This is a genomic window from Streptomyces gelaticus (assembly GCF_014649535.1).
GTDB classification, from domain to species: domain Bacteria; phylum Actinomycetota; class Actinomycetes; order Streptomycetales; family Streptomycetaceae; genus Streptomyces; species Streptomyces gelaticus.
Window position 1 is genome coordinate 66834 of record NZ_BMTF01000018.1, and the last position, 15156, is coordinate 81989.

Consider the following 15156-nt stretch of genomic DNA (forward strand, 5'->3'; position numbering starts at 1 on the left):
GGTGCCCTTCGTGAAGTTTCGGGAGGTGCCTCGAAGTGCCGGACGGAAGTGTGACCGTCACTCAGAGTGCATCGATGGTGACAGAGGCAAGCCGTCCATCGAGCATTGCACGCCTTTCCATGCCCCTACGGTCCCTCGGATGGGTGATTACCGGCGCGTTTTCTTCCTGTCGCCCGCCTCAGGGACGGTCATGATCAGGACTCTGCCTTACGGTGCACCCTCGCGATCCAGTCCGCGGGCTTCGAGATCTCCGCCTTGGTGGGCAGGGTGTTCGGCGAGGTCCAGACCCGGTTGAAGCCGTCCATGCCGACCTCGTCGACCACGGCCCGGACGAATCGTTCGCCGTCGCGGTACTGCCGCAGCTTCGCGTCGAGTCCGAGGAGCTTGCGCAGGGCCTGGTCGAGGCGGCCGGCGCCGCGTGCCCTGCGCTGCTGGAACTTCTCCCGGATCTCGCCGACGGAGGAGACGACCTCGGGGCCGACGCCGTCCATCACGTAGTCGGCGTGGCCTTCGAGCAGGGACATCACGGCGGTGAGCCGGCCGAGGATCTCGCGCTGGGAGGGCGTCTGGACGAGCTCGACCAGGCTGCGGCCGCCGTCCTCGCCGTCCTCGCCCTCGGGGCGGCCCCCGGCCAGGGACTGGGCGGCCTCGCGGAGCCGTTCCAGCAGGGTCATCGGGTCGACGTCGGTCTCGTCGAGGAATGACTGGATCTCGCCCTGCAGATGGTCGCGGAGCCAGGGCACCCCGGTGAACTGGGTGCGGTGGGTCTCCTCGTGGAGCGCGACCCAGAGCCGGAAGTCGTGCGGGTCGACCTCCAGTTCGCGCTCGACGTGCACGATGTTAGGGGCGACGAGCAGCAGCCTGCCGCCGCCGTCGGCCGAGGCCGGGAGCTCGCGGGTGGCCGGGGCGAACGTCTCGTACTGGCCGAGGACCCGGGAGGCCAGGAACGACAGCAGCATCCCCACCTCGACGCCGGTCACCTTGCCGCCGACCGCGCCGAGCACGGCGCCGCCGGCGCCGCCCGGACGCCGGTCCTGCATCTTGCCCAGCAGCGGGCGGAGCAGTTCGCGGAAGCCCGCGGCATTGGCCCTGATCCAGCCGGCCCGGTCCACGACGAGGACCGGGGTGTCCTCCGGGTGGGCGCCCTCCGGGATCATCCGGGTGAAGGAACGGACGTGCTCCTCCGAGGCCTTGGCATGCCGGCGCAGCTCCGCGACGACCTCGCGGGCTTCTTCGCGGCTGATCTCCGGCCCCGGCCGCACGAGGCGGGTCGCGGTCGCGACCGCGAGATTCCAGTCGACCATCTCGGCACCACCGATGCTCGTCATGCGTCAACCGTACGTGCTCGGGTGCGCCCGCGGTGTGCTGTTGACCGGCTCAATGAGGGCGGGAGGCGAGGGCGGTGGCGAGGGCGTCCAGGGCGGACTGGGCGTCGGAGGGGGAGGTGGTGCCGGATGCCAGGAAGGCGAAGGCCAGCAGCCGGCCCTGCCGGTCGACGACCGTTCCCGCGAGGGTGTTCACGCCGGTGAGGGTGCCGGTCTTGGCGCGGATCAGGCCGGTGCCCGCGGACTTCCCGGTGTAGCGGTCGCTGAGCGTGCCGCTGAAACCGGCCACGGGCAGGCCGGTGAGGACGGGGCGCAGTTCGGGACGGTCCGGGTCGGCCGCGCGGGCGAGGAGGCCGGCCAGCAGTCCGGCGGTGACCTTGTCCTTGCGGTCGAGTCCGCTGCCGTCGGCGAGGTCGGCACCCTTCAGCGGCAGGCCGAGCTTCTTGAGCTGGGCGGTGACGGCCCGTCGGCCGCCGTCGAAGTCGGCCGGTTCGCCCGCGGCGAGGGCGGTCTGCCGGGCGAGGGCCTCGGCGATGTCGTTGTCGCTGTTGGTCAGGGCCCGTTCGACCAGGGCGGAGAGCGGGGCCGAGCGGTGTTCGGCGACCTTCTCGGACCCGGCGGGCGGGCGACCTGGCTTCGGGCCGGACCCGGTGTCGATCCCGGCGCCGTCGAGGAGCTTCGCGAAGGTGCGGGCGGTGTCCCCGGCCGGGTCGTCGCTGCGCGGGGCGGGTCCCCTGTCGGTGCTGTCGAGCCTGCCCTCGTCGGTCATCAGGGCGCTGACGGGTGCGATGTTCTCGTTGGGGCCGATCGGGTGCCGGGCGGGGCCGGAGTAGCGGGAGGTGTCGTACCCGAGGCGGACCTTGTCGACGCCGCGGTCCTTCAGGGCGCGGGCGGTGTCGGCGGCCAGCCGGCGCAGGGCGGCCTTGTCGAGGGTGGGGTCGCCGCCGCCGACCAGGACGATGCCGCGGGAGTCGGCGGAGGCCCGGACGGTCGTGGCGACGCGGTGGTCGGGGCCGAGGGCGCTCAGGGCGGCGACCGCGGTGGCGATCTTGACGGTGGAGGCGGGTGTCATGGGTGTGCCGGCGCCCTGGCCGTACAGCTGCTCGCCGCTGGCGGTGTCGATGACCACGGCGCTGCGCCGCTTGCCCAGCGCGGGGTCCTTCAGCAGCGGGCCGAGGGCGGCGCGGAGGGCAGCGGCCGAGCCGTCCTGGGCGGTGCGGGCGTCGGGGGCGGAGTTGTCGACGGCGGAGGAGAGAGCCGCGAGAACGGCCGTGGCGCTGGGCGCGGGCGCCGGTCCGGACGGCGCGGCGGGCTCGTGATGTGCGCCACCTGTACGGTTCCGGGCGGCGGCCAGGTCGGTCTCGGCCTTACGCTGACCCGAGTCCCAGGGGCCGGCGGCAAGGACGGCGCCGGCTGCGAGCGCCAGGCCGAGGCCGGCGGAGACAGCGGTGAACTGCCGGTCGTTCAGTCCCTTCAGCCTGCTCAGGGCAGCCCGAGGGGTGAGCCTGCTCAGCTTGTCCAGCGGGTTGACCGACGGTCTCTTCACCGGCTCGTCCACCGTTGACCAGCCCCTTTCGCGAGCACACATCTGCGTGGGGGACACTTAATCACCAGTCGTATGTGTTGATCATGGAGGAGCCACCCGTGGAGTTCGACGTCGTTATCGAGATCCCGAAGGGTTCGCGGAACAAGTACGAGGTGGACCACGAGACCGGTCGGATCCGTCTGGACCGTCGACTCTTCACCTCGACCAGCTACCCGGCGGACTACGGCTTCGTCGAGAACACCCTCGGCGAGGACGGCGACCCGCTGGACGCGCTGGTCATCCTGGAGGAGCCGACCTTCCCCGGCTGCCTGATCAAGTGCCGCGCCATCGGCATGTTCCGGATGACGGACGAAGCCGGCGGCGACGACAAGCTGCTGTGCGTGCCGGCCTCCGACCCCCGGGTGGAGCACCTGCGCGACATCCACCACGTGTCGGAGTTCGACCGCCTGGAGATCCAGCACTTCTTCGAGGTCTACAAGGACCTGGAGCCCGGCAAGTCCGTCGAGGGCGCCGACTGGGTCGGCCGCGCCGAGGCCGAGGCCGAGATCGAGGCCTCCTACAAGCGCCTTGAGGCGCAGGGCGGCGCGCACTGACCCGAGGGTCTCGACCGGTTCCGCTTCCGCGGTTCCGGACAGCGGACGGGCGGTACTCCTTCCAAGGGGTGCCGCCCGTTCCGCGTTCCACGTTCCGCATGCCTGCCCGTTCCGCATGCCCGCCCGGCCCGCCCGCCGCCCCCTCCCGTCCATGGGCGGCCCTCCCTCGTCCTCGCCCCGGCCCGTGGCCATACTGGGCACAGAGGCGCAGCCGACGAGGAGCGAGATCGAGTGGTGGCGGAACAGGGCGGTCCGGAGGACCAGAAGCCCCAGTCCGACGAAGCGCGCAGCGCCTTCGTCCCGCCGGCCGGGGTGGGCAGGCGCACGTCCGCCTCCGAGGACGACCGGCCGACGTCGGAATTCGCCATTCCGGCGAGCCTGGCGGCCGAGCCCCAGGGGCCGGGGGCGGGTTCCGCTTCTGCCCCGGGGACGGGTTCGGAGACGATCGGCTCCGCCTTCGCCCCGCCGAGCACCTACAGCGCCCAGCACTCGCCGCCCGCCTTCACCCCGGCGCACGGCAGCCCGATGATCCGGCTGACCAAGGAGGCCCCCTGGCAGGACCGGATGCGCACGATGCTGCGGATGCCGGTCGCCGAGCGCCCGGCGCCCGAGACGGTGCAGAAGCCCGACGGGACGGGGCCCGCGGTGCCGCGCGTGCTCGACCTGACGCTGCGCATCGGAGAGCTGCTGCTGGCGGGCGGCGAGGGCGCCGAGGACGTCGAGGCGGCCATGTTCGCGGTGACCCGCAGCTACGGCCTGGACCGCTGCGAGCCCACGGTCACCTTCACCCTGCTGTCGATCTCGCACCAGCCGTCGCTGGTGGACGACCCGGTGACGGCGAGCCGTACCGTACGCCGCCGCGCCACCGACTACACCCGGCTGGCCGCCGTCTTCCGGCTGGTCGACGACATCACCACCGAGGACGTCGAGGTCTCGCTGGAGGAGGCCTACCGTCGGCTGGCGGAGATCCGGCGCAACCGGCACCCGTACTCCGGCTGGGTGCTGACGCTGGCCGCCGGCGGGCTCGCGGGGGCGGCGTCGGTGCTGCTCGGCGGTGGTCCGCTGGTGTTTCTGGTGGCGGCCATCGGCGCGATGCTCGGCGACCGGCTCGCCTGGCTCTGCGCCGGGCGGGGGCTGCCGGAGTTCTACCAGTTCGTGGCGGCGGCGATGCCGCCGGCCGCGCTGGGGGTGGCGCTGACCCTCACCCACTGGTCGGACCTGCAGCCGTCCGCGGTCATCACCGGTGGACTGTTCGCGCTGCTGCCGGGGCGGGCCCTGGTGGCGGGTGTGCAGGATGGGCTGACCGGTTTCTACATCACCGCGGCCGCACGTCTGCTCGAAGTCATGTACCTGTTCATCGGCATCGTCGTCGGTGTGCTGCTGGTGCTGTACCTGGGGCTCCAGCTGGGCGCCCAGCTGAACCCCGAGGCCAGGTTCATCGCCCACGACCGGCCGGTGGTGCAGATCCTGGCGTCGATGGCGCTCTGTTTCGCCTTTGCGATCCTGCTCCAGCAGGACCGGTCCACGGTGCTGGTGGTGGCCCTCAACGGCGGTGTGGCCTGGGTGATCTACGGGGCGATGGCCCGTACCGGCCACATCTCGCCGGTGGCGGCGACGGCGACGGCGGCCGGTCTGGTGGGGCTGTTCGGGCAGCTGCTCTCCCGCTACCGGTACACCTCGTCGCTGCCCTTCATCACGGCGGCGATCGGCCCGCTGCTGCCCGGTTCGGCCACGTACTTCGGTCTGCTGGCCGTGGCGCAGGGGCGGGTGAACGCCGGGCTCGCCTCGCTGTCGACCGCGGTGGCCACGGCGCTGGCCATCGCGATCGGGGTGAATCTGGGCAGCGAGATCTCCCGGCTGTTCATGCGGGTGCCGGGAGCGGTCGGCGGCGCGGGCCGCCGCGCGGCCAAACGGACGCGCGGCTTCTGAGAGCCCGTCGGGCGGCCGGGGCGTACGTCAGCGCTTGGCGTGCCGGCCGCGCTGGCCCGGGGACGGGCTGCCCCCGGCAGCCGGGTCGTGGCCCTCGCCGCCGCCGGACGCCGCTTCCTTCTTCGACTTGGAGCGGGCCCGCAGGAACTCGATCGCGATCGGCACCACCGAGATGAGCACGATCAGGATGAGTATCGCTTCGATGTTCTGGTGGACGAAGTCGATCTTGCCGAGGGCCGAGCCGAGCAGCGTGACACCGACGCCCCAGAGCACTCCGCCGACGATGTTGAACACGATGAACGAGCGGTAGTTCATCCGGCTCACACCGGCGATGATCGGGGTGAACGTGCGCACCACGGGCACGAAGCGGGCCAGGATCAGCGACTTCGGTCCGTACTTCTCGAAGAAGTCGTGCGCCTTCTCGACGTTCTCCTGCTTGAAGAGGCGGGAGTCCGGGCGGCTGAAGAGCGAGGGGCCGACCTTGCGGCCGAAGAGATACCCCACCTGGTCACCGATGATCGCCGCCAGCGCCACCAGGAGGCAGACCAGCCAGAGCGGGGTGTCCAGCTGGTTCGTGGTCACCAGCAGACCTGTGGTGAACAGGAGCGAGTCGCCGGGGAGGAAGAAGCCGATCAACAGTCCGGACTCGGCGAAGACGATGAGGAGGACGCCGGGAAGTCCGAAGTTGTTGATCAGAAAATCCGGGTCCAGCCAGCTCGGGCCGAGCGCAAGCGTATTCAAGGGTCCGGGGCTCCTGGATCGATCGATGGCGGCTGCGTGGCCGCCCAAAGCTATCAACGCAGGATGACACCCCCGGGTTCCAGATGGCCCCCTCGGGCACGCACTTCGGCTCGGCCGGGGATGCACTCCGGATCAACCGGGACAAAGCTGTCCCCAGGAGGTGCCACACGATGGGCATTGAGGATTACGGCAGTGGGCAGTCGGAGCATGCGGACGTCCTGGTCGTCACCACGAACGACGTACCGGGCTACCGGGTGACCGAGGTCATCGGGGAGGTGTTCGGCCTCACCGTCCGCTCCCGCCATCTGGGCAGCCAGATCGGCGCCGGGCTGAAGTCCATGATCGGCGGCGAGCTGAAGGGGCTGACCAAGACCCTGGTCCAGACCCGGAACCAGGCGATGGAGCGGCTCGTCGAGCAGGCGAAGGCCCGGGGCGCCAACGCGGTGCTGATGATGCGCTTCGACGTGACCGAGGCGGCCGATGTGGGCACGGAGGTGTGCGCGTACGGCACCGCTGCCGTGATCAGCCGGGGCTGAGCGGGCACGGCCGCGGGGCGGGGGAACCTCCCGCCCCGCGGCGCTCAGGCCAGGCGCCGGGCGTTGGCCTCGATCGCGTCCCGCAGGTGCTCGGCCGGGCCCGGCCGCATCGAGTCGCAGTACGCGCGGAACCGCTCGTCGGACACATACATCTCGCCGAGCCCCCGGTGCATCTCCGCGGAGCACTCGTAGAACCACTTGCCGATGTGGCGCCGGTGGGCCTCGGCCGGCTCCATCGCCCGCTCACCGGTGGCCGGCTCCCCGGCCGCTGGGGCGGCACCGACCTCGTCGAGCAGTACCGCGATCTCGTCGAGCGGGAAGCCGAGTTCCCGGTAGAACAGGATCTGCTGGAGCCGGTCGAGGTCGCCGTCGTCGCAGCGGCGGTGACCGGACCGGCTGCGCCCGCTGGGCGAGAGCAGTCCGATGCCGTCGTAGTGGTGCAGGGTGCGCACCGTGACTCCGGCGAATCCGGCGACCTCCCACGGGGTACTCCATGGCTCCTCCACTCCCTTCTCCGGTCGGGTACGTCCCGAGCCTGGGCCCTGACGTGACGTGAGGTGCAAGCCCGCATTGCTGCCCCCACGGCGCCATTCGAGCGCTTGTATTCCTTTTACGCCGTTATGGTGATCCGGTGGTCACCGAATCCTCCGCCCTCGCCGGGTCCGCCTCCGAGCCCTCCGCCCTCGCCGGACCCGCCCCCGAAACCACCCCCGTACGACGGCTGCTGCCCGTCATCGCGCCCGCCCTGACCGTCGGGGTCGTCTGCGCGCTCGTCCTGCTCGGCATCGACCTGCTCGCGGAGCGGCTCCAGGGCGTGCTCTGGGAGACGCTCCCCGACGCGCTCTCCGTCGGCCGTTACTCCGCGCTGTGGGTGATCGTGATGCTCACCGCGAGCGGGCTGGTGGCCGGGCTGCTCATCCGGGCGGTGCCCGGTCACGCGGGCCCCGATCCGGCCACCACCGGGCTGGTCGACCCGCCGCTGCCGCCGGTCGCGGTCCCGGGGCTGCTGCTCGTCACCGTCCTCACGCTGGCGGGCGGGATCAGCCTCGGCCCGGAGAACCCGATCACGGCCGTCAACGTCGCGCTGGCCTTCTGGCTCGGCCGCCGTTTCCTGCCCGGCACGCCGGCGGAGCTCTGGCTCCCGCTCGCCGCTGCCGGCACCATCGGGGCGCTCTTCGGCACTCCGGTCGCCGCCGCGCTGATCCTGACCGAGACGCTCGCCTCGCGCGCCGGAGGCGGACCCGGGGCGCTCTGGGACCGCCTCTTCGGCCCGCTCGCGGCGGGCGCCGCAGGCGCGCTCACCATGACCCTGCTGGCCCGTCCCAGCTTCGACCTGTCACTGCCGGCCTACACCCACCCGCACTGGGGCGACCTGCTCTCCTCCGCCGTCGTCGCACTGGCGGGCGCGGCGCTCGGGCTGCTGGCGGTGTACGCGTTCCCGTACACGCACCGGTTCTTCGTGGCCCTGAAGCACCCGGTCCTGGCACTGACCGCGGGCGGGTTGCTGCTCGGCCTGCTGGGCGCGCTGGGCGGCCACCTCACCCTGTTCAAGGGGCTCGACGAGGTGAAGGAGCTCGCCGCCGACCCTAGCGGCTGGTCGGCCGGGCAGTTCGCGGTCATGGCCGTGGTGAAGACGGCCGCACTGCTGATCGCGGCGAGCTGCGGCTTCCGGGGCGGGCGGATCTTCCCCGCCGTCTTCGTGGGGGTCGCGCTGGGGCTCTGCGCCCACGCCCTGGTCCCCTCGGTCCCCATGGCACTCGCGGTGTCCTGCGGGGTGCTGGGCATCCTGCTGGCCATCACCCGGCAGGGCTGGCTGAGCCTGTTCACCGCGGCGGTGCTGGTCGGCGACGTGGCCGTGCTCCCGGTGCTGTGCGTGGCCTCGCTGCCCGCCTGGCTGCTGGTGACGGGGCGGCCGCAGATGCAACTGCACGAGGACGGTACGCCGCTGAGGTGAGCCGGGCCCCACGCCCGACGCGCCGGATGGCCGGCCCTTCCGTATCGTCGCATCCGTATGGATTTGCCCCGTCAGGTCCGTCGGAGGTTTCGAGCAGACCCTGCCGCCGCCCGGACCGCCGAGAGCCGAGAAGGGCTGTCCGCCGATGCCTCTGCACAAGGGTTCGCCCCAGACCACGGAACCGTCCGACGCCCGCCGCCGGCTCGCCCTCAACCCGTTCTACGGGGAGGCCGACCCGGTCGCCGGCATGGAGTCGGCGCCGCCCCGGCACCGGCTGCCCGACGGGCCGATGGCGCCGTCGACCGCGTACGGCCTGGTCCACGACGAGCTGATGCTCGACGGCAACTCACGGCTCAACCTCGCCACCTTCGTCACCACCTGGATGGAGCCCCAGGCCGGGGTGCTGATGGGCGAGTGCCGCGACAAGAACATGATCGACAAGGACGAGTACCCGCGCACGGCCGAGCTGGAGCGGCGCTGCGTGGCGATGCTCGCCGATCTCTGGAACGCCCCCGATCCCTCGACGGTCGTGGGCTGTTCGACGACCGGCTCCAGCGAGGCCTGCATGCTCGCGGGACTGGCGCTGAAGCGCCGCTGGGCGGCCCGGAACGCCGACCGCTATCCGGCGACCGCCCGGCCGAACCTGGTCATGGGCATCAATGTGCAGGTCTGCTGGGAGAAGTTCTGCACCTTCTGGGAGGTCGAGCCGCGGACGGTCCCGATGGAGGGCGACCGTTTCCACCTCGACCCGCAGGCCGCGGCCGACCTCTGCGACGAGAACACCATCGGCGTCGTCGGCATCCTCGGCTCCACCTTCGACGGCTCCTACGAGCCGGTCGCGGAGCTGTGCACGGCGCTGGACGCCCTTCAGGAGCGCACCGGTCTCGACGTCCCCGTCCACGTGGACGGGGCCTCCGGGGCGATGGTGGCGCCGTTCCTGGACGAGGACCTGGTGTGGGACTTCCGGCTGCCGAGGGTCTCCTCCATCAACACCTCCGGGCACAAGTACGGCCTGGTCTACCCGGGCGTCGGCTGGGTGCTGTGGCGTTCCCCCGCCGAGCTGCCCGAGGAGCTGGTGTTCCGGGTCAACTACCTGGGCGGCGACATGCCGACCTTCGCGCTGAACTTCTCCCGGCCGGGCGCTCAGGTGGTCGCGCAGTACTACACCTTCCTGCGGCTGGGCCGGGAGGGCTACCGGGCCGTTCAGCAGGCCTCCCGGGACGTGGCCGTCGGGCTCGCGGAGCGGATCGAGGCGATCGGCGACTTCCGGCTCCTCACCCGGGGCGACCAGCTGCCCGTCTTCGCACTGACGACCGCGCCGGAAGTGACGGCGTACGACGTCTTCGACGTGTCGCGGCGGCTGCGCGAACAGGGCTGGCTCGTGCCCGCCTACACCTTCCCGGCCGACCGGCAGGACCTGGCGGTGCTCCGGGTGGTGTGCCGCAACGGCTTCTCGTCGGACCTCGCCGCGCTGCTGCTGGAGGACATCGGGCTGATCCTGCCCGACCTGCGCCGCCAGCCGTACCCGATGAGCCACGACCGGCAGGCGGCGACGGCCTTCCACCACTGAGCGCGACCGGCGCCCGGTCAGTCGTCGTCGCCGGGGTCCGGGATCCCCGTCGCGTACGGGTTGCGCTGCCCCTCGGCGAGCACCCCGACGAAGGGCTCGCCCTCCCCCGCGAAGGTGTACGCCCCGCCCTCGATACGGGCGATCAGCCCGCGTGTCCACTCGGCCCCGGCGTCCGCCGAGTGGACCCACAGGTTCATGATCTCGCCGATGTGGCCGACCGACTCGGGCCCCGCCTCCGGCACGTAGTGCTCGGTGACCGTGGCCCGCCAGGCCGCGAGGCCGGCGACGCGTTCCTTGAGCAGCGCGACCGCCTCGGACCGCTCCAGGTCGACGATGCCGCCGAGGGCCGCCGAGAGCACGTCCGGCTTCTGGTCGTACGAGGTCAGCGCCGCGCGCAGCAGCGTGAAGTACTCCTCGTCGCCCCGTTCGGTGATCTCGTACTCGGTACGGGGCGGGCCGCCCGCCGTGCTCGGGGCGGTCTCGTGGGCGAGCAGCAGTCCCTGCTTCGCCATCTGCTTCAGCGCGTGGTAGACGGACCCGGGCTTGGCGTTGGACCACTCGTGCGCGCCCCAGTACTCCAGGTCGTTGCGGACCTGATAGCCGTGCGCCCGGCCGTGCTGGCGCACGGCGCAGAGGACCAGCAGCCGGATCGCGGACATCTCACGCGCCCTTTCTACTCAACTCCGATGAGAGTAGCCCCCTGCCTCGGCGACCAGCTCGAACGCGGTCCGGCCGTCCAGGGACTCCCGGATGATGTCGGCGTGCCCGGCGTGCCGGGCGTGCTCCTCGACGAGGTGGGCCAGCAGCCACCTCATCGAGACCCGCCCGTCCTTCGGGAACCAGGGCGCCTCGGGCAGCGGGAAGGTGTCGTCCAGGCTGGGCACCGCGCGGATGAACGCCTCCACCTCGGCCACGACTCCGTCCCAGAACTCCAGCACCCCCTTCACCGTCTCATCACCGACGAGCCGGAAGCTCTCCGCCCAGTTGCTTTCGTCCCGGGCCTTCTCGTTCGGCTGCTGCTGGGCCATCCGCAGCCAGTTCAGCTCGGTCTCGGCGACATGCTTGGCCAGTCCGGCGAGGGAGAGCTCACTGGCGCTGGGGCGGCTTGCCGCCTGCTCGTCGGTCAGCCCGATCAGGGAGCGCCGGATCGCACCGCGCTGGGCCTCGATGAAGGAGAGGAACATGCCGCGCTCGTCGCCGGGAGCTTCCGAGGGAACGTGAGTGACCATGGTGTCCGCCTTGATGATCCGTGCCGGTTCTTCCTGACACCGGCCAAGCTACGGACCCTTGCGGTCAGATCCGGTCCTCAACTCAGGATCAGAAAGGGAACTCGCTCCGGCCGTGCTGGATGGAGATCCACTTCCTGGTGGTGAAGGCGTCGACGGTCGCCTCGCCGTTCAGCCGGCCGGTCCCCGAGGACTTCTCGCCGCCGAAGGCCACCAGCGGATCGTCCTGGACGGTGGAGTCATTGACGTGGAACATCCCGCTGACCACACGCCGCGCGAAGCGCACCCCGCGTTCGACGCTGCGGGTGTGCACGGCGCCGCTCAGCCCGTACGGGGTGTCATTGGCGATGCGTACGGCCTCGTCCTCGCCGTCGAAGGCCACCAGCAGCGCCACCGGGCCGAATATCTCCTGGGACAGCAGCGGGGAGTCCTCGGGGAGCCCGGTGAGCACGGTCGGCTCCACGAGGTTGCCGCGGGTGCGGCCGCGGACGAGCGCGGTGGCCCCCTCGGCGACCGCCCGGTCGACCAGGGCGGTGAGCGCGTCGGCGTGGAAGGTGTTGATGACCGGGCCGATCCGGGTTTCCGGGTCCCGCGGGTCACCGGTCCTGAGTGCGGCCACCCTGGCGGTGAACTTCTCGGTGAACTCCCGCTCGACACGGCGGTCCACCAGGATGCGGTTGGCGGCCATGCAGACCTGCCCCTGGTACACGAAGCGGCTGAAGACGGCCGCGTCGACCGCGTAGTCGATGTCCGCGTCCGCCAGCACCACCAGAGCGCTGTTGCCGCTGAGTTCGAGGACCGTCCGCTTGAAGTGCCCGGCCGCGACCGCGCCGACATGGCGGCCGACCCGGTCCGAGCCCGCGAACGAGATCACCTTGGGCACGGGGTGCTCGATGAACGCGTCGCCGATCTCGGCGACATCGGTGATCACGGTGTTGAGCAGCCCGGCGGGCAGCCCGGCGTCCGCGAAGATCTTCGCGATCAGCGTGCCGCCGACGACGGGTGCGTTCTGGTTGGGCTTGACGACGACCGCGTTGCCGAGAGCGAGGGCGGGTGCGACGGACTTCATCGCCACCAGGAAGGGGAAGTTGAAGGGGCTGATCACCCCGATGACACCGACCGGCAGCCGGTAGAGGCGGTTCTCCTTGGCGTCCGCCGTCGAGGGCATGATGCTGCCCGGCGGACACAGCGCCCGGTGGATGGCGTCGCGCAGGAACTCCTCGGCGACACGGACCTCGTACTCCGCCTTGATCCGGGTGCCGCCCAGTTCGTCGATGATCGCGTCGACTATGTCGTCGCGCAGTTCCCCGGTGATCCGCAGCGCGCGTTCCAGGACTTCGCGGCGCTCGTACGCTCCGGTGGCGGCCCAGGACCGCTGGGCGCGTTCGGCGGCACGGTAGGCCAGATCGACCTCCTGCGCCGTCGCGATGGTGATCGCGGCGAGCTTCTCCCCGTTGTAGGGGTTGAAATCGATGATGTCCCACGAGCCGGTTCCGGTCCGCCACTCACCGTCGATGTATTGGTCGGCCAGCTCGTAGAAGAAGGACATGCGATCCCTTAATTCAGGTGCAGACTCCGTCGAACCGTCATCGTACTGACGAATCAGATGAGTTGGAGCAGACCACGGAGCAGATCGCGGCTCTCCTCGGGCCCGGGACTGTCCTCGTGCAGTCGCGTCATGGCCTTTTCGTACTGGGCGACATCCTCGGCCTTGTCCAGATAGAGCGAACTTGTCAGCTGCTCCAAATAGACAATGTCCGACAGATCGGATTCGGGGAATCGCAGCATCGTAAAGGAACCGCCCTCGCCGGCATGCCCGCCAAAACTGAAGGGCATGACCTGGAGAGTGATGTTGGGCTGTTCCGACATTTCGATCAGATGCCGCAATTGCGCGCGCATCACATCGCGGTCGCCGTACGGCCGGCGCAGCGCCGCCTCGTCCAGTACGGCATGGAAATGGGGTGCGCTTTCGGCGACGAGGGCCTTCTGGCGCTCCAGTCGCAGTGCCACGCGGCGGTCGATCTCGACGGCGGGCGCCGCACCCATGCCGCGGGTGACGACCGCGTGCGCGTAGGCCTCGGTCTGCAACAGCCCGTGGACGAACTGGACTTCGTACACCCGGATGAGCGACGCCGCACCCTCCAGGCCGATGTATGTCTGGAACCAGCCGGGCAGCACGTCCCCGTAACTGTGCCACCAGCCCGCCACATTGGCCTCACGGGCCAGGCCGAGCAGAGCGTCCCGCTCCGCGTCGTCCGTGACTCCGTAGAGCGTGAGCAGGTCCTCGACGTCCCTGGCCTTGAAGCTCACCCGTCCCAACTCCATGCGGCTGATCTTCGATTCGGAGGCCCTGATGGAGTAGCCGGCCGCCTCACGGGTGATGCCGCGCGAGTCGCGCAGCCGCCTGAGCTGCGAGCCCAGCAGGATGCGCCGCACCACCGATCCACTCGACTCGCCTGCCGCCACTGGTCCGGCCCTCCCCATCGCTTCCCGGGCACCGGGGCTCCCCCCTGAACCCCAAGTGCCGGATTCTGCCATCAAAACGCTTCAGCCCGTACTCATTCGATTACGGAAATGAGAAGCCTTCCAGAAAGCTGCGAAAATACCTATGGGAAGAAATGACCAAGAACCGGCACGGTTTCGGACAGGTCAGGCGCGTGCACGTGCATCTGCCCTTGCATCTGCCCAACGCATTGGGAACCATGGGGCTCGCGCACCTGCGTGCTCGTTCGTGTTGTGCCGCTGTACCCCCCGCAGTACCGATACAGCCGCGAATCCCGGGAGTGCCTCGCATGGGGACGAATGGATCGACGATGCTCGAGCCGTTACGGCAGGGGCTTCCCCCCATCGATCCCTCAGCCGTCTCCGGATCGGCGACCTGCACCCTGCCCGCCCGCTACGAAGCGGTGGGCGGAGCAAGGCGGTTCACCCGGACGACGCTGAACGGATGGGGCCTGTCCGAGCGCTTCGACGACGTCGCACTGGTGGTCTCCGAACTCGTCACCAACGCGCTGCGCCATGCCCTGCCCTCGGACAGCACCGCGCCGGGTCCTCAGGAACCGCCCGTACGGCTGCACTTGATGCGCTGGAGCTCGCGCCTGGTATGCGCCGTGCGCGACCCCAGCCAGGAGAGCCCGATCGCCTCCGAGGCGCCGGACTGCGCCGAATCCGGCCGCGGCCTCTTCCTCGTGGAATCCTTCAGCGACTCCTGGGGATGGCACCCCGTCCCGGGGCCGGAGAACCCGAACGCCCCGTCGGCATCGCGCGGCAAGGTGGTCTGGGCGCTGTTCCGGCTCTCCGACGGCGTGTGACCCGCCCGGCCGCGAGCAGCGGCCGGCGGTCACGGCCGGACGCAGGTCCGTGGGACGTGCTCAGCCGCCCGCTATGAGGTGGTCGAACTCCCCGTCCTTCACGCCGAGCAGCAGCGCCTCTATCTCGGCCGGCGTATAGACCAGCGCCGGCCCGTCGGGGTGGCGCGAATTCCGCATCGCCACATCGCCGTCGGGCAGTTTCGCGAACTCCACACAGGAACCCTGGGAGTTGCTGTGTCTGCTCTTCTGCCAGACGACTCCGCGAAGCTCTGTGGCCGCCATGCCGTTGTACACGTGGTGCACAGGACGCTCCCCGATTTGCAAGGTGCAAGTGTCAACTGTCTCGGATCATAGCTGTGTTCAAAATTCCCTGCATGGGCAGATGCATGTGCGGATGCACGTGCACGCGGGGTGTTCTCGCGATT

The 15156-nt window shown here is 70.6% G+C and carries 15 protein-coding genes; 6 read left to right on the plus strand and 9 right to left on the minus strand.

Annotation, left to right across the window (positions count from 1 at the left end):
* Window positions 1–194 precede the first annotated feature (194 nt).
* Window positions 195–1328, minus strand: a complete 1134-nt coding sequence (locus IE107_RS23970) for an Rv3626c family coenzyme F420 biosynthesis-associated protein (protein WP_189546144.1) — start codon at window positions 1326–1328, stop codon at window positions 195–197.
* A gap of 49 nt (window positions 1329–1377) precedes the next feature.
* The gene (dacB, locus tag IE107_RS23975) at window positions 1378–2883 is read right to left on the minus strand and encodes a D-alanyl-D-alanine carboxypeptidase/D-alanyl-D-alanine endopeptidase (protein ID WP_229867194.1); all 1506 of its coding nucleotides are present in this window, start codon (window positions 2881–2883) and stop codon (window positions 1378–1380) included.
* A gap of 86 nt (window positions 2884–2969) precedes the next feature.
* Here dacB and IE107_RS23980 point away from each other — a divergent pair, with 86 nt between their 5' ends.
* Together IE107_RS23980 and IE107_RS23985 are read left to right on the plus strand one after the other, a co-directional pair.
* Window positions 2970–3464 (plus strand): inorganic diphosphatase, encoded by a 495-nt coding sequence (locus tag IE107_RS23980; RefSeq protein WP_031090989.1) that lies wholly within the window; start codon window positions 2970–2972, stop codon window positions 3462–3464.
* 231 nt (window positions 3465–3695) lie between these two features.
* Window positions 3696–5393 carry a threonine/serine exporter family protein gene (locus tag IE107_RS23985; protein ID WP_189546145.1) on the plus strand — a complete coding sequence of 566 codons (1698 nt, stop codon included), beginning with the start codon at window positions 3696–3698 and terminating at the stop codon, window positions 5391–5393.
* Between the two features lie 27 nt (window positions 5394–5420).
* On the opposite strand, the gene IE107_RS23990 is transcribed toward IE107_RS23985, so the two are convergent.
* Window positions 5421–6134, minus strand: a complete 714-nt coding sequence (locus IE107_RS23990) for a DedA family protein (protein WP_189546146.1) — start codon at window positions 6132–6134, stop codon at window positions 5421–5423.
* Window positions 6135–6304: 170 nt separating this feature from the next.
* Between IE107_RS23990 and IE107_RS23995 the strand changes: the two genes are divergently transcribed.
* A complete protein-coding gene (locus IE107_RS23995) occupies window positions 6305–6670 on the plus strand; it encodes a YbjQ family protein (RefSeq protein ID WP_189546147.1) in 366 nt (121 codons plus the stop codon).
* 44 nt (window positions 6671–6714) lie between these two features.
* On the opposite strand, the gene IE107_RS24000 is transcribed toward IE107_RS23995, so the two are convergent.
* Window positions 6715–7176, minus strand: a complete 462-nt coding sequence (locus IE107_RS24000) for a MerR family transcriptional regulator (protein WP_189546148.1) — start codon at window positions 7174–7176, stop codon at window positions 6715–6717.
* Window positions 7177–7391: 215 nt separating this feature from the next.
* On the opposite strand from IE107_RS24000, the gene IE107_RS24005 reads away from it, so the two are divergent.
* Together IE107_RS24005 and gad are read left to right on the plus strand one after the other, a co-directional pair.
* Window positions 7392–8624, plus strand: coding sequence for an ion channel protein (locus IE107_RS24005; protein WP_229867201.1), 1233 nt, complete (start codon window positions 7392–7394; stop codon window positions 8622–8624).
* 145 nt (window positions 8625–8769) lie between these two features.
* Window positions 8770–10194: a glutamate decarboxylase gene (gene gad / locus IE107_RS24010; RefSeq protein WP_189546150.1), complete on the plus strand. Its 1425-nt coding sequence runs from the start codon at window positions 8770–8772 to the stop codon at window positions 10192–10194.
* Between the two features lie 17 nt (window positions 10195–10211).
* Here the strand turns inward: gad and IE107_RS24015 are convergent, their stop codons facing one another.
* From IE107_RS24015 to IE107_RS24030, 4 genes are all read right to left on the minus strand, one after another.
* Window positions 10212–10853, minus strand: a complete 642-nt coding sequence (locus IE107_RS24015; protein WP_189546151.1) for a PadR family transcriptional regulator — start codon at window positions 10851–10853, stop codon at window positions 10212–10214.
* A gap of 18 nt (window positions 10854–10871) precedes the next feature.
* A complete protein-coding gene (locus tag IE107_RS24020; protein WP_189546152.1) occupies window positions 10872–11423 on the minus strand; it encodes a DinB family protein in 552 nt (183 codons plus the stop codon).
* Window positions 11424–11511: 88 nt separating this feature from the next.
* Complete coding sequence (locus IE107_RS24025; RefSeq protein WP_189546154.1) at window positions 11512–12969, minus strand: aldehyde dehydrogenase family protein; 1458 nt, start codon at window positions 12967–12969, stop codon at window positions 11512–11514.
* 53 nt (window positions 12970–13022) lie between these two features.
* Window positions 13023–13904, minus strand: coding sequence for a Sco1979 family transcriptional regulator (locus IE107_RS24030; RefSeq protein ID WP_189546156.1), 882 nt, complete (start codon window positions 13902–13904; stop codon window positions 13023–13025).
* A 329-nt stretch (window positions 13905–14233) separates the two neighbouring features.
* Here IE107_RS24030 and IE107_RS24035 point away from each other — a divergent pair, with 329 nt between their 5' ends.
* Window positions 14234–14731, plus strand: coding sequence for an ATP-binding protein (locus IE107_RS24035; protein WP_189546158.1), 498 nt, complete (start codon window positions 14234–14236; stop codon window positions 14729–14731).
* Between the two features lie 60 nt (window positions 14732–14791).
* Here the strand turns inward: IE107_RS24035 and IE107_RS24040 are convergent, their stop codons facing one another.
* Window positions 14792–15034 (minus strand): DUF397 domain-containing protein, encoded by a 243-nt coding sequence (locus tag IE107_RS24040; RefSeq protein ID WP_037690973.1) that lies wholly within the window; start codon window positions 15032–15034, stop codon window positions 14792–14794.
* Window positions 15035–15156: the final 122 nt, after the last annotated feature.

Coding starts and splice junctions, on each gene's coding strand:
- IE107_RS23970 (WP_189546144.1), bottom strand. CDS start 1,328: ATGACGAGCATCGGTGGTGCCGAGATGGTCGACTGGAATCTCGCGGTC.
- IE107_RS23995 (WP_189546147.1), top strand. CDS start 6,305: ATGGGCATTGAGGATTACGGCAGTGGGCAGTCGGAGCATGCGGACGTC.
- gad (WP_189546150.1), top strand. CDS start 8,770: ATGCCTCTGCACAAGGGTTCGCCCCAGACCACGGAACCGTCCGACGCC.
- IE107_RS24015 (WP_189546151.1), bottom strand. CDS start 10,853: ATGTCCGCGATCCGGCTGCTGGTCCTCTGCGCCGTGCGCCAGCACGGC.
- IE107_RS24020 (WP_189546152.1), bottom strand. CDS start 11,423: ATGGTCACTCACGTTCCCTCGGAAGCTCCCGGCGACGAGCGCGGCATG.
- IE107_RS24025 (WP_189546154.1), bottom strand. CDS start 12,969: ATGTCCTTCTTCTACGAGCTGGCCGACCAATACATCGACGGTGAGTGG.
- IE107_RS24030 (WP_189546156.1), bottom strand. CDS start 13,904: ATGGGGAGGGCCGGACCAGTGGCGGCAGGCGAGTCGAGTGGATCGGTG.
- IE107_RS24035 (WP_189546158.1), top strand. CDS start 14,234: ATGCTCGAGCCGTTACGGCAGGGGCTTCCCCCCATCGATCCCTCAGCC.